The sequence below is a fragment of the Paenirhodobacter sp. YD-8 genome, from assembly GCF_056590935.1.
In genome coordinates this window covers 1,510,901-1,524,009 of sequence record NZ_CM152649.1, presented here as the reverse complement: position 1 = coordinate 1,524,009, position 13,109 = coordinate 1,510,901, and the positions used below count along the sequence as shown (strand labels likewise).

Sequence of the window (13,109 nt, the reverse complement as noted above, 5' to 3'; positions counted from 1 at the left end):
TTGGGCACCGAGTGCAGATGCCCGAGCTGGCGCGCGTAGAGGATCAGGCGGCCGCGGCGTTTCCCAGGTAGCTGTCGCGGCGCGAGGCGAAGGTCAGCACCTGTTCGACGAAGGAGCGCTCGCCCTCCTGCCCGTTCACCATCTGCAGGTTCAGGAACCAGCGGATGTCGTCCTCGGCCACCGTCAGCGCCGCCTCGCCGCGCGAGACATTCTCGAAGCCCGCGATCAGCGGCACCGCGCTGTCGACCATCTGCGCGTGCAGATCCTCGAGCATCTGCAGGTCGCCCTTCTTCGGCTTCGCCTTCATCCGCTCCTGCTGGGCCACCCGCAGCGCCTTCTGCGCCGTGCGGCTCTCGGTGCCGCGCACCAGCACGATGCAGGGCTTCGTCTGCTCGGCATCGGCGTAAAGCTCGGCGCCGGTGACCGGGTGCAACAGGTGCACGCGGCCGGGCTTCTCGGCTGCCGAGCGGCTGTCGAACTGGGCAAAATCCATCGTCTTCTTCCTCTGTCTCTTGTCTTGGGGGTGGGTCGCAGAAATGGCCGGCCGCGGGGGAACCGCGGCCGCGCCCTGTGTCAGGCGGCGACGCGCACGACGGCGCAGTTGATCCGGGCCTGCCCGCTCATGCCCTTCTGCGTCGAGGCCGAGCGCGCGCGGTCGCGCACATTCGCGACCTTGCCGTGGAAATAGGAGATCTCGCCGTCCGGGTCGGTGATCTTGAAGGACACGTCGTCGTTGGTGTTGTTCTTCGCGATCAGCAGATCCCGACCGGCATCGGAGCTGTCCTTGCTGCGCAGGAAGGTGAAGTCCGAGGTGCCGCCGTCGACCGCGCCGTTGGTGTGCAGCACCCGGCCCTTCAGCGTGGTCTCGGTCGAGTCCTCGGAGGTGTCGCCGATCTCGCCCCATTCAAGGATCTCGCCGACCTCGGCAAAGCTCATCGCGCCGAAGCCCGTGGCGTCGATCGTGGCGGGCTTGCCCGCGGCCACCTCGATGGTGGCGCCGATATAGGTCATGTTGGTCATGGTCAGCCTTTCTTCTCAGTGCCCGAGATCTCGGGCGTTGCGGTCTTCGCCGGGGCGGCGGCCGCGGCCGCGGTCCCGGTGATCTCGATCGTCTTCGCGGCCAGCCGGCCGCGCAGGACGTTGCGGTTGTCGACGATGTCCAGCACGGACTGGTCGATCTCGACCGCCTTGCCGGCGGGCAGCCTGTGGCCGCTCGGAAGGGTCACATCGCCCTTCCCCAGGTTGGTGACTTTCGGCATGTGCGCCTCCTCGAATGACGAGGCCCCGCACGCCGGCGGGGCCCCGGAACGCCCCGGCCGCGGAATTGCGGCCGGCGCGGTTTGCTGCGGCGGGCGCGGATCGCGCCGCGCCCTCAGCCGCCGATCGGGCGGCGGTACTCGATCCCGAAGCCCACGACGACGGTGCCGATCCGCTGCTCGCCCTCGCCATTGAGCGTGGTGGTGACCTCCTCGGGCAGGCAGCGGATGCCCTGGGCCAGCATCGCCGCGGTCACACAGGCCTCGATCGCGTCGGCATCGAGGTCGATCTCATCCTCGAGCTCGGCCGCACCGAGGCGCTTGGCCACCACCTGCAGCCGCAGCGTGCGCTGCGCCTGCTTGAGCGTCAGCGGCGCCACCCGCTCCTGCGGCGTCACCACGCCGATCACCGGCAAGAGCTCGGCATTGATGCCCCCCGCCCAGGCCGAGAGCAGCGTGAACCCCGACATCCGCGGATCGGCCGCAAGCGCCGCCCGCGCGATCGCCCGGAAGCTCCCCCGCGCGCTCACGGGAAGATCCGTTCAAGTTCGCAGATCAGGGTCGCGTCCGAGGCCGGGGAGCCGTTCGGGCGGTCGGTGATCACCGTGTAGGTCTTGCCGTTGCCCGGCTCGATCCGGTCGCCGCGGGCGATCTCGGGCACGAGGTCGCGCCGCACCCACCAGGTCGGGGCGATGATCAGCACCATGCGCCCGTCGTCATCCTCGATCTCGACCGGCGCCTCGCGGAACTTCGAGGGCACGACACGGGCCGGCTTGCCCGCGGCGAGATAGGTGACGCCGGCGCCGAAGGCCATCGTGCAGATCCGCCCCATGCCGTCGAACACGCTGACCATCGGCTTACGTCAGCACCACGCGCCCGACCGTCTCGGCAGCGCTGCCGCCGACCGCGAGCACCGCCTTGCCGATCGCGGTGTTGCCGGTGTCAGTCGTGGTGCAGAGCTTTGCCGCCGCATCCCAGTAGATCTGGGCGCCGAGGGCCCAGGCCTGCGAGCCGGCCTTCGCCAGGTCATAGGTCCCGCCCAGTTCGAGCACGACCGGGGTGCCCGAGAGCGCCGCCGTCTGGGCGACACCGAAGAGCGCACCGACGAGAACGCCCTCGCCCGAGGCCACATCGTAAGGCGCCGGGACGGTGACGTTGCCGCCGTCGTTGACGAGATTTTTCATGGAGGTTCCTTCTGTGTTCAGGGGGCTGGAACGACGAAGGGCGGCCGAGGCCGCCCTTTCGTCAGGTCATCGCCGGCGCCGGTCAGACGCCGGGGTTCTTGTACATCGTGCGGAAGTCGAGCGGCGCGACGCCCGCATCGATGCGCACCTTCATCTCGACACCGTCGGCGGTCCACATCTGCTGCTGTTCCAGATAGGGCGCCTGCACGCCGTCGAGATAGGCGACCTCGATCGTGTCGAAGCCGTTCGGATCGGCGGCGAGATACCAGGCGCTGGCCGAGGTCGCATCGAGGCGACCGTCGACCACCAGCTCGGCCATGCCCGCGACCGGGTTGGTCGCATGCCCCTTGCCCGCCTGCGGATCGACCGCCGAGGTCAGCAGCTGGCGCGTGATCGTCTCCTGCGCGGCCGGCACGATCATGTAGCGCGGCGCGATGTTGAGCGCCGGCCCGTCCGCGGTCTCGCGCTGCGTGCGCAGCGCCGTGCGCGCATCCGACATGCTGGCGACCGAGGGCGCCGAGCCCGCCGCGGCGAGGTTGCGGTGGGTCGCGTGGAACAGCGCGATACCGTCCGACATCGCCGGATTGCCGGTCAGGATCGCGAAGACCAGATCGCCGACGGTGCGCCGGGCGGCCCGCCCCATCTTGCGCGGCAGCGAGCCGAGGATCGCCAGATCGTCGTTGATGATCGCCGTGCGCGAGATCCGGATCATCTTGCCGTAGGTCGCCAGCACGATCGGCTCGCCGCGATCGCCGATGGTGCCGAAGCTGTAGTTCGCCCCTTCCGCGACCTTCTCGAGCGAGGTGAAGTTGCCCAGCCCGACGCGCTTCGTCGCCTTGAAGTCGGTGAGCGTGCCGGCGCGGGTGAAGAGCGGATAGGTCTCCTCGGCCTCGTCCCAGCCGGCGAGCGCCGCCTTGCCCTGGATGTTCTGCAAGATGTTGCCGAAGTCCGAGGTGCCGTGCGTGCCGGCCATGGTGAAGGCATGGCCCACCAGCTCGAGCTTCGAGGCGAAGGTCGCACGCTGCCCCGACATGGCGATCGATTCGCGCGCGAGCTCGCTCAGCGTCATGCTGGAGAACTCGTTGCGCTCGCCGCCCGTCAGGCCGACCTTGGCCATCAGCGACCGCTCGACGCCCTGCACGAACCGGTCGCGGGCATCGGCGACGATCGTCGCCGGGCGGTGGCCCGAGTGGAGAGTGCCGCTCATCTGCAGATCCTTTTCCTTGCGCTTCGCCAGAACCTCGGCCAGCGCGTCATGCGCACTGAGGCCGCGGGTGATCATGTCGAGCGCGGCGTCCGAGCCGAGCCCCGACATCTCGACCAGATCGCGAATGCGCTGGCAGCGCGCGCGGTCATCGCCCGAGGCGGTGATCGTCGCGGCCGGGTCGGCCGGCTGATTGCCCGGCGCCTGATTGCCCGGCGCCGGCGCGGTGGTGCCCGCGGTGGTGCCCGCGGTGGTCACGGCGGGGTCATCCGCCGGCGTGGTGGTCACGGTGGTGCCCGCCATCTCGATCTCCTTCGTGGGTTTGCGGGACATGCCCGACATCATGGCCATCATGGCCGTTCGCCCGGGCGCGTCGCCCAGGCTCTTCGACGCCTCGCGCAGCGCGTCCGGCGCGTGGGCGTAGATCCGGTAATCGAAGCGCGCGACCGGCTCGGCCGGGGCGCTGTCGTCGACGGCCGTCGCGAAGCCGAGCGCCAGCGCGGTCGGCCCATCCATCACCGTCTCGTCGCGCATGATCCGGCGCGCCTCCTCGGCGCCGATCCCGGTGCGCGTCGCGTAGACCGCCGCATAGGCATCCGCGATCACCCGCAGCTGCTGCGCAACGCGCAGATGGTCGGCCTCGGTGCCCCGGCCCTCGGCACAGGGGCTCGCCGGGTCGTGCACCAGCATGTAGCTGCCAAGCCGCATCGTGATCGTGTCGCCCGCCATCGCGATCAGGCTGGCCGAGGACATCGCCACGGCGTCGATCACCACATGCACCTCGCCGGGATAGTCGACGAGCATCGTGTAGATCGCCTGCCCCTCGGCGGCGATGCCGCCCCCCGAGTTGATCCGCACCGTCACCGGGCCGCTCATCGCGGCAAGCTGCTCGCGCACCTGCGCGGCGGTGAAGAACTCCTCGTCCCACCAGGCGTTGCCGCAACTGCCGTAAAGACGGATCTCGTTCATCCCTGCTCCTTTGCTGATTGCTCTGCGCCATCCGCCGGATAGGCGCGAAGGGGCACCTGCGCCCCGGCATCGCTGTCGAAGACCAGACCGGCCGTCCGATCCGCCTTGCGCTCCGCGATGATCTCCTCGAGCACGCGCTCGGGGTCGTAGCCGAGGCGGCGGATCATCTCGGACCGGCTCACGAAGCCCGCCCGCACCTCGTCCGCCATGGCGAGGATCTCGCGCGTCGGATCGACGATCACCCGCGGCGGCGGCACCCACTCGAGGCCCACGGCCGCCGCGCGCGCCCCGGACGTCAGCCGCCAGGCGTCGACGATCCAGCGCCCGACTGGCTGCATCATCTGCGGCACCATCATCAGCCATTGCCAGGACGACACGTTGCGATCCATCTCCACCCGCCCCATCCGGGCCGAGGAGAAGTTGACGTTCGAGAAGTCGTTGGTCAGCGCCTCGTAGGTGATGCCGACATCGGCGCTCACCGCGCGCATCACCCAGCGATAGAACTCGTCGACCCCGCCCACCTGCGGCGGCGTCCCGAAGCGGATATCCTCGCCCGGCTGCAGGTTCTGGATGCGCCCGGGGATGATCTTGCCGAGCGAGGCCGGGTCGGTCGCATCCGCCGCCTCGAACTCGGCATCCGGGGCGACGCGGAATGCGGCAAAGCAGGCGGCGATCTTCTGTCGCACGAGATGCGCGTCCTGACCGTCGGCGAAGTCCTGCAGCCGCAGGGCAACCGGGGCGAACCAGCTCACCCCGCGCATCTGCCCGGGGCGGTCCTGGCGGTAGATGTGCAGCACGAGGTCTGCCGGGATGCGCCGGCTCTCGAAGCGCAGCCGGCGCATGTTTGCGCCCGGATGCTCGGTGAAGAGATGATAGGCCACGCGCCGGCCGATCTGGTCGAACTCGATCCCGCCCAGAACGGTATTGCCATTCGCGAGCGCACCGTCCCGGCTGCCGTCCAGATAGTCGGGCTCGAGGATCTGCAGCTGGAACGGCAGCGGCAGCCCGTCGCCGAGGTCGCGCGGCCGGTAGCGGATCAGCACCTCGCCCGCCTCGACCACGGTGTTCATCGCCAGCCGCTGCAGCCCGTAGAGGTTCTGCCGCCCGTCGGCGTCGATCGCCGTGGTGTCGCAATGCGCTTCGACCGCGCGCAGCAGGCTTTCGCGCGCCGCCTTCGAGCGCCCCGTCACCTTCGGGATGATGCCGTCGCCCACCACGTTGTTCGCGATGACCGTCTGCACCCGCGTGGCGAAGGCGGTGTTGCGCACCATGTCGCGGGCGACGAAGGCGAGGCGCTGGCGCGCCGCGCCCGCCTCGCTGTCCGCATCGGTCGCGGCCGGCCGCCACGAACTGGCCCGCCCGCCGGGCGTCGCCGCCTCGTAGCGCATCAGCACGTCGAGCGCCGCGCGCGCCTGCACCCGGCGCAGCGCGGTGCGGGGCGCGATCTGCCGAAGCGCCCGGTCGAGGATGTTCATGCCCATGTCGCTCACGTGCCCCTGTCGAACACCGGCTGGAAATGCGTCGGCCGGCGCGTGCCCGTCCCGGCCACCGCCGCCTCGGCCCGGGCGATCACCTGGTTGAGCTCGGCGAGGCTGCGATAGCGCACCCGCTCGTTGCCCTGGCTCACCTCGAGCGCCCCCGTGGCCCGGGCCGCGCGCAGCGCGTCGAGCTGTTCCTGCGTGAAGCTCATAGCCAATCCTCCCGGTCGGGCACCCAGCCCGGATTTGCATCTGCGGTTGTCGGTTTCTGTTCGGGGCGGGGCTTTCCGCCCCGCGGCAGCGCCGGCGCCGGCGCCGGATCTTGCGCCATCGCCCGCGCGCTGAGCGGCCTGGGCAGGTCCGCGACGACGGGCACCGCCGCCGCGAAGAGATCGCCCTGCGCCTCCTCGGGGCCGCCGCCGCGTTCGGCGTCGAGCTGATCCCAGGCGGCATCGGACATGTAGGTCCAGTGCTTGAAGCGCGCCCCGGCTTCCGCCATCAGCATCGTGTCGAGCGCCTCGTTGCGCCGCCCGGCTTCCGAGATGACCCAGCGGCTCGTCATCACGCCCGAGCTCGCCCGCTTCAGCACCCGCACCTCGGCCGTGACCTGCCGATAGTATTCGTCGCCGAGCCCCGCCGCGAACGCGCAATAGCCGCGCTCCGCCGGGTCGGTCTTGTCGAGCCAGGCATAGAAGTCGCCCTTCAGCTGGCTGACCCCGACGATGAAGCCCTGACGCTTCTTGCGCCGCGCCATCCGGTCGGTGCGCTTGTCGAATTCCATCCGCTTCAGCGGCTGCGCCAGCGCGCTGGTCGCGCCCTTCGTCACGATCACCCGGGTGTAGGGATGGCCGAGCGCCCAGTCCCAGACGTCCTCGGTATAGGCGCCGCCGTCGATCGCCAGCACATCGAGCGCGACCCGCCGGCCGGCCTCGGTGCGCCAGGCAGACTTCAGCAGCTGGTTCAGCGCGAGGCGCGCCTCCTCCGTGCTGATGTGATGCGGGATCACCTGATAGTCGATCACCCACCGGCGATAGTTCCGCCCGAAGGCCACGATCTGCGCCTCGATCCGGTCGCCCTGGCAGTCGACGCCGCAGGCAAGGATCACCCCTTGCGCCGGCACGGTGCCGCGCTGGATCGGCGGCACCGCCCCTTCGGCCGGCGCCTCGACGCGGTCGCGCAGCTTCTCCCAGTCCGGCCCCTTGCTCGCCTGCTCGTAAGGCAGGCCGAGCACGTCGTTCCAGAACGTCTGCTCGGTCTGGGCGTCGACCTGTTCGGCGAGCTTCGCCTTGCCGTCCGGCGTCAGCGCGACACTCGTCCAGCCCATGACCCGGGCATATTCGACGGCGATCGAGGCCCAGTCCCGCTGCGGCACATAGGCGCGCCACAGGTGGAACCCCGGGTGATCGCCCTTCGGGTTGTGCGCGACCCATTGCCCCGCCGCGACCATCGCCACCTTGTGGCCGTGCCCGATCACCCCGCCGCAGGCCTCGCAGCTGAAATGCGCCGCATGCAGCCTCTCGGGGTCGAGGTTGCGGCGGAAGTTATCCCAGGTCAGCGGCGCCATGTTGCCGCAATGCGGACAGGGCACATGGTAGTGCTCCTGCGTCGAGCGCAGGAAAGCGCGGGTGATCCGGCAGGTGCCGACGATCTGCGGCGTCGAGATCCGCACGATCTTCGCATCCTCGAAGCCCGCGGCGCGGCTCGCCGCCAGCTCTTCCGGGTCGCCCTTCGGCGTCATCTCGAACTTCGCCACGTCATCCATCAGCACGAGGCGCCGCGTCGTGCCGGCGAGATCGTCGGGCGAGCCGGCCGAGGTGACCTTCAGCGTGCCGGTGCGCGCGATGGTCTCCTGATTGTGCAGCGTGTCGGTCTGCTCGCCCCGGCCATCCCCGAAGATCGCCCGCAGCGACGGCGCCGAGCGGCGCATCGGCATCCACTTCGTGCGCACCCATTCCGTCGCCGCCGAGGTGGTCGGATGCACAACCAGGCTGTCGAGCGGCCCGTACTCGTGCCAGGCGGCCACCGCCGGGTTCAGCACCGAGACCGTCTTGCCCCATTGCGCCGAGCCGCGCACCGTCACCTCGCGGCAGGGATGCTCGGGCGACAGCACCTCGTGGATGCGGCGCAGGAACGGAAACCGATCGATCCGGAACGGCCCGGGAAACGGCGAGCGCTCGTCGAATTCGATGTTGTCCTCGCACCAGCGCGTGATGTCGGGCGGCGGCGGCGGCACCATCGCGACGGCGAGGCCGCGCTCGACTGCGGCCGCGGCCGAAGACAGGAACCCCATCAGACCGTCGCCTCCCGTTCCGCATCCGTCATCTGCGCCGCCTCCGCCAGGCCGCGGATCTGCCCGGCCCGCGCGGTCCGGTAGCTGCGCCATTCCGCCATCAGGATCTGCCGCACCTCGCGGTAATCGACCCCGAGGCCATCGGCGACGGCGCGGGCCGCATCCTTCAGCACCGCCTCGAACAGACCGATCTCGCGCGCGAGCGCCTGCCCGCTGATGCGCTCGACCTCATCGGCCAGCACCCACCGGCCCTCGTCGCGCTCGTTGTCGCGGCGCTTGCGGCGGGCGTCTTCCTCGGCGTTGAGGATCCGCGCGAGCTCGTAGCGGTCCGGGTCCCGCGGCTCGAGCAGGCTGTCGGTCCGCGGCGCCGTGCGCGGCGTCGGGGCATCGAGGTCCCGCAACGCCGCGCGCGTGCCCGCCCCGTTGCCCAGCATCTGCCCCGGGTCGAGGCGCTGATGCAGCGCCTGCTGCACCAGATCGAGGTCGAACCGCCGCGCCCGTCCCTCGCCGGTGAAGCACCCGGCCAGAGTGCCCTGGGCGACGTATTGCGAAATGCGCGCCTTCGACACGCCAAGGCGCTGCGCGAGCGTCGTGGCATTCACCTGCACGCCGCAATCTCCCATGGTTGGCTGGTAAAGCCCGCCGGGTCTTGTTAAGTCCCGGCAGGTTAAGGCTTGCCCGGTCGTTAAGCGGGCCGAAACGAACGGGGTGCGAATTACCCGTGCGACGAGGGTGCCCGGGAAGGACCCGCGGGGATCAGACGATGGATCGTCTTTCCCGAGAGGGTCACGCAGCTCACGGTTCTATCGACAGGGACCAGCTGGAGCCCATACCGCGCGGCCGAGGCTTTCAGCGTATCGAGGCCAAGGAGCGGGTGCGCCGAGATCTCTTCCACGAAGTCGGTCGCGACCTCGACTTCTGCCCTGACCGGACTGTCAGGCGCGAAGGTAACTGTCACCGAGGTGACGAACGGCACCTCCGTCCCGTCTGGCATCAGCACCTTCGTTCCGCAGCCGGATTTGACGCCCTCACCAGGCGGCGGGACGATGCGAACGATATCCATGTTCCGATCTCCTGGTTTCCGCCCCGATCATGGGGCCGGTCGCGGCCTAGCGAAGCCGCTTGTAGAACATCTGGTTCAGCGTCCTCGACAGATGGCCTTGCAGCCGCGCCTCGAAGACCGCCATCGCCTCCTCGTGGAAGTCGAGCCGCGGTGCGTATCTCGGCACCTTGTCCGTGAGGATCGCGACGATGCCGATATTGCCCGAGGCGTCCTTGCGGTAGATCCCCGGGTAAAGCCCCGACTGCGGCACGAAGTAGGTCGAGCGCTTGCGCTTGCGCCCGCTCAGGGTCGAGCGCGCGGTGGCGTTCGCGGCATAGTCGCGCTGGATCTTCAGCGCCGACATCACCTGATTGCGCTCGCCCACCGACCAGTTGCCATAGGCATCGAGCCGCGCCTCGTCGGCCGGGATCACCGCCGAGATCAGCCCGTCATAGGCCAGCGCCCGCTGCATCTGCCCCTCGAACCCGGTCGGCCGGCGCGTCCCGCCGGCTTCCTCGACCTTCAGATAGTCGCGCGAGGCCCGCGTCGGGCGTTCCATCACGGCTGCCGTCAGATCGTCGACCCGCGCCTTCTTCACGTAGAAGGCGTTCTCGGTGAACTTCGTCGGCCGGTCGAAGACGATCGTCATCCGGTCGCGGATGTGGTCTTTGACTTCGTCTGCCGTGTCGTTCAGCGCCCAGGTCGCGGCGATGCGGAGATCCCGCTCGGCCATCACCTTCAGCGCAGCGACGAAGCCCGAGACGTCCAGAGCAATCTCGGCCATCTCCACCTCGCGAAACAGGAACGCCCGGTCGGGTGGTTCCCGCCGGGCGCTCGTGTAGATCATAGGAAGAGATATGCCGCCGGTGGTGATAAGCGTCAATCCCCTTTCTGCGGATACCCCTGCATCCGGTCGAGGGCGGCCACAAGCGCCGCGACAAGGCGCTTGCGATGCGTGCCGTCCACGTTCCAACCATGCGCCGCCAGCACGCTGCTCAGGTCCATGTCCTCGAGGCAAACCGCATCCACGAGACGGCGGTCGAGGATGATCGAGGCCCCGGCCCCGCGCGCACTCGGCCGCACCCGGCGCACCACCATCGCCGCCCCGTCGCCGATCCGCCGGCGCAAGAGCGCGATCTTGCGCGCTTCCTCGAGCCGCAGGTCGGTCACGTCGACGCCCCGGCCCGAACCGCCCGTCCGGCCCTCGAGGCTCGAGAGCTTGATCGCCCCGGCCTCATGCCGCTCGACGAGCGTCCGATAGAGCCGCGCAATGGCGATCTGCCCGGGCGTGAAGGGCGCGGGCTTCTGCGCCGCCTGCGCCCGCGCCTCCATCCGGTCGAAGACATCGGCCGCCCGCACCGCCCGGCGCGGCTGCGCCTCGCCCGGGCCCTGATAGCCCGCATCCTCGATCGTGTTGCGCGTGCCCGGCCGGATCTGGCGCACGGTGAACACCCGGCACGCCCCGCGCGCCGGCGCCACCGGGATCGCGGGGCCGCAGACCTCGGGCGCCGTCGCCGCCTGCAGCAGCGCCGCCCGCCGTCCCGCCTCGCCCATCGTGAGCCAGCGCGTCACCGAGATCTCGGCCGGGCGCACCGCCAGCAGCTCGCCCGCCGCCAGACGCTGCGCCGCACTCAGCCGCGCCCAGTCCTGCGCCGACACGCCCGCAGGCCGCACCACATCCGCCATCGTGCTCATGCCGCACCCCCGGCCTGCACCATCTCGGCGATCCGGCGGCACCGCGCCGCGGCCGCGGCCCGCTCGTCGCGCCAGCGCGCCTGCTCGGGCGGCACTGCCCGGCCCGCGGCAAGACGCTCTTCGATCAGCACCATCTGCCGCGCATTGTCATGACCGGCCTTGCGCAGCTCGCCGACCATGAACTCGCCGGGCCACAGCCGCTTGCGGCGCAGGTAGTCGAGCAGTTCCGGCCCCCAGCCCTGCTCGATCGCGGCCATGCCCATGCGGTGCGAGAACGCCCGCCGCATCAGCGGCGACACGCTGTCATCGCGCGGCGGCTGGATCTGCCCGGCCCAGTCGAGGATCCGGTTCGCGATCGGCAACCGGTCCAGATCCTTGCCCGCCGGGTTCGCCGCCACCTGTTCCTCAAGCGCCTCGAGGCTGAGGCTGTCCATGTAGGCGAGCCGCGCGCAGAGGTCGCGGCACATCTCCTCGTATTGCGCCCGCGTCAGGCTGCTCGGCCGCGCCAGCCCCCGCCGCTCAAGCGGCTCGATCAGCAATTCCCGCACCCGACGCTCGCCGGCTGCCTGTTCTGCACTGTCCATTCCACCTGTTCCCTTCTCATCGCATTGCCGAAGTTATCCACAGGCGCCGTTGCCCGGCCGTCACGGCCGCGTCTGTCTTTTCTTGTCTTTTCTTGTCTCTTCTTCTCTAGGCAGAACTGTCACACGACAGGCGTGACTGTCCCGGACTGTCCGTGACAGTCACAAACCGTCACGCGTGACACTCACGGGACAGTCACATCCCCGCCTAGAGCCATCTCTCGCGCCGCGCATGCAGCAGCGCCGCGCCATAGGATTGCCCATCCCGCCGGCCGCGCACATTGGCGAGCATCCACTCGTCCATGCGCTCGATCAGCAGGTCGCTGCCCAGAATGGCGTCCGACAGCCCGAGCTTGCCCAACCCGTCGCGCAGCCGCTCGCGCCGCTTGCGCACCGCCGCCGCCTCGCGCGACATCTCTCGCGCCTCGCGCCGGTCGAGGGCATCGCGCACCTGCTCGAGAACGACCGGGTGCATCAGCCGCACCTCGTCGCCGCAGCGGCACCGCCGCCAGCCCCGGAACGGCCCGAACTCGGACCGCCGCAGCTCGCCAATCCGCCGCCGCTCGACCCGCAGCATCACCGCCAACTCGTCGTCGTCATCGGGCAAGGTGCCGATCGGGCTTTCCGTCTGCGACATGTCGAACAGCGCCCGCGCCATCCCCTGCGTCTCCCAGGACGCCAGGCGGAAGGTGCGCGAGGACAGCCAGCGGTGATGCCACCACTTCACGAAGGAATGCGCGTCGAGCCGCTCGTCGCGGCCGATCGGATATTCCTCGAGCTCGTCCATCTGCACGAGCCGCGGCCTTGCCGGATCGATCATGTCGTCACCTCCTGCGCAGAGTGCCCGCGCCCTGCCCTAGATCCGCGCCGCCCGCGGCCCGATCGCCGCGCAGACCGCATCGAGCCGCTTGCGCAGGCCCGCCACCCGCTCGGCGCAGTCCGCCTGCACCGCGACGATCTCGGCCCGGATCGCCTCGATCTCCTCGTTGCCGCCCGCTGGGCCGAAGTCCCGCTCGCGGATCTCGGTCACCCAGCCCGGCAGGCACCAGGCGCCCACGGCCTCGGCAACCGTCTTGTCGGTGTCCGCCCCCTTGTAGCGCTTCGCCTTGCGGTCATAGGTCAGCACCAGCATCTCGATGATGTCGCCGCGCTGTTCCTGCGACGGCTGCCGCAGCGCCTGCTTTGCCTCGGTCTTCTGGACCATCGTCTTCTCCTCGATCGGTTTGGGGTTGGGTTCATCGGCGCCACGCCGGCGTTTGGTGCATCGGGGGCAGAAGTGCTTGCCAGATGGATTGCTCCACCCCTTGGACAGGGCCGCTCGTCTCATGGCGTGGCCCGAGCTAGCTGCGGTGCGCTTCGAGATCGTTCCGAGCGGCTTGCGCACGTCAAACGAGATTTGCGCGCAGCACG

Annotated in this window: 17 protein-coding genes; all 17 read right to left on the bottom strand. The window is 70.0% G+C overall.

Going from position 1 to position 13,109, the window contains the following annotated elements; genetic code table 11:
• Positions 1 to 43: 43 nt before the first annotated feature.
• The gene (locus AC0QTQ_RS07440) at positions 44 to 493 is read right to left on the bottom strand and encodes a hypothetical protein (RefSeq protein WP_480258930.1); all 450 of its coding nucleotides are present in this window, start codon (positions 491 to 493) and stop codon (positions 44 to 46) included.
• A gap of 80 nt (positions 494 to 573) precedes the next feature.
• Positions 574 to 1,020 (bottom strand): hypothetical protein, encoded by a 447-nt coding sequence (locus AC0QTQ_RS07435; protein WP_480258929.1) that lies wholly within the window; start codon positions 1,018 to 1,020, stop codon positions 574 to 576.
• A 2-nt stretch (positions 1,021 to 1,022) separates the two neighbouring features.
• Positions 1,023 to 1,259 carry a hypothetical protein gene (locus AC0QTQ_RS07430; protein ID WP_480258928.1) on the bottom strand — a complete coding sequence of 79 codons (237 nt, stop codon included), beginning with the start codon at positions 1,257 to 1,259 and terminating at the stop codon, positions 1,023 to 1,025.
• Positions 1,260 to 1,372: 113 nt separating this feature from the next.
• Positions 1,373 to 1,786, bottom strand: a complete 414-nt coding sequence (locus AC0QTQ_RS07425) for a hypothetical protein (RefSeq protein WP_480258927.1) — start codon at positions 1,784 to 1,786, stop codon at positions 1,373 to 1,375.
• Positions 1,783 to 2,109 carry a head-tail joining protein gene (locus AC0QTQ_RS07420; protein WP_121534982.1) on the bottom strand — a complete coding sequence of 109 codons (327 nt, stop codon included), beginning with the start codon at positions 2,107 to 2,109 and terminating at the stop codon, positions 1,783 to 1,785. Before AC0QTQ_RS07420 ends, AC0QTQ_RS07425 begins: the two co-directional genes overlap by 4 nt.
• Positions 2,110 to 2,113: 4 nt before the next feature.
• Complete coding sequence (locus tag AC0QTQ_RS07415) at positions 2,114 to 2,440, bottom strand: DUF2190 family protein (protein WP_480258926.1); 327 nt, start codon at positions 2,438 to 2,440, stop codon at positions 2,114 to 2,116.
• A gap of 82 nt (positions 2,441 to 2,522) precedes the next feature.
• Positions 2,523 to 4,613 (bottom strand): ClpP-like prohead protease/major capsid protein fusion protein, encoded by a 2,091-nt coding sequence (locus tag AC0QTQ_RS07410; RefSeq protein WP_480258925.1) that lies wholly within the window; start codon positions 4,611 to 4,613, stop codon positions 2,523 to 2,525.
• Positions 4,610 to 6,094, bottom strand: coding sequence for a phage portal protein (locus AC0QTQ_RS07405; protein WP_480258924.1), 1,485 nt, complete (start codon positions 6,092 to 6,094; stop codon positions 4,610 to 4,612). Before AC0QTQ_RS07405 ends, AC0QTQ_RS07410 begins: the two co-directional genes overlap by 4 nt.
• A gap of 5 nt (positions 6,095 to 6,099) precedes the next feature.
• Positions 6,100 to 6,303 carry a phage head-tail joining protein gene (locus AC0QTQ_RS07400; protein ID WP_183077586.1) on the bottom strand — a complete coding sequence of 68 codons (204 nt, stop codon included), beginning with the start codon at positions 6,301 to 6,303 and terminating at the stop codon, positions 6,100 to 6,102.
• Positions 6,300 to 8,381, bottom strand: coding sequence for a phage terminase large subunit family protein (locus tag AC0QTQ_RS07395; RefSeq protein ID WP_480258923.1), 2,082 nt, complete (start codon positions 8,379 to 8,381; stop codon positions 6,300 to 6,302). Before AC0QTQ_RS07395 ends, AC0QTQ_RS07400 begins: the two co-directional genes overlap by 4 nt.
• On the bottom strand, positions 8,381 to 8,989 hold the full coding sequence (locus tag AC0QTQ_RS07390) for a hypothetical protein (protein ID WP_480258922.1): 609 nt from the start codon (positions 8,987 to 8,989) through the stop codon (positions 8,381 to 8,383). Before AC0QTQ_RS07390 ends, AC0QTQ_RS07395 begins: the two co-directional genes overlap by 1 nt.
• Before the next feature lie 107 nt (positions 8,990 to 9,096).
• Positions 9,097 to 9,444, bottom strand: coding sequence for a hypothetical protein (locus tag AC0QTQ_RS07385; protein ID WP_480258921.1), 348 nt, complete (start codon positions 9,442 to 9,444; stop codon positions 9,097 to 9,099).
• Positions 9,445 to 9,490: 46 nt separating this feature from the next.
• Positions 9,491 to 10,207 (bottom strand): hypothetical protein, encoded by a 717-nt coding sequence (locus AC0QTQ_RS07380; RefSeq protein WP_480258920.1) that lies wholly within the window; start codon positions 10,205 to 10,207, stop codon positions 9,491 to 9,493.
• 95 nt (positions 10,208 to 10,302) lie between these two features.
• Positions 10,303 to 11,118 carry a hypothetical protein gene (locus AC0QTQ_RS07375; protein ID WP_480258919.1) on the bottom strand — a complete coding sequence of 272 codons (816 nt, stop codon included), beginning with the start codon at positions 11,116 to 11,118 and terminating at the stop codon, positions 10,303 to 10,305.
• Entirely contained in the window at positions 11,115 to 11,702 is a 588-nt protein-coding gene (locus tag AC0QTQ_RS07370) for a hypothetical protein (RefSeq protein WP_480258918.1), read from the bottom strand. The genes AC0QTQ_RS07375 and AC0QTQ_RS07370 overlap by 4 nt, the downstream gene beginning before the upstream one ends.
• Positions 11,703 to 11,907: 205 nt before the next feature.
• The gene (locus tag AC0QTQ_RS07365; protein WP_480256541.1) at positions 11,908 to 12,519 is read right to left on the bottom strand and encodes a hypothetical protein; all 612 of its coding nucleotides are present in this window, start codon (positions 12,517 to 12,519) and stop codon (positions 11,908 to 11,910) included.
• Positions 12,520 to 12,555: 36 nt separating this feature from the next.
• The gene (locus AC0QTQ_RS07360; protein ID WP_480258917.1) at positions 12,556 to 12,903 is read right to left on the bottom strand and encodes a hypothetical protein; all 348 of its coding nucleotides are present in this window, start codon (positions 12,901 to 12,903) and stop codon (positions 12,556 to 12,558) included.
• Positions 12,904 to 13,109: the final 206 nt, after the last annotated feature.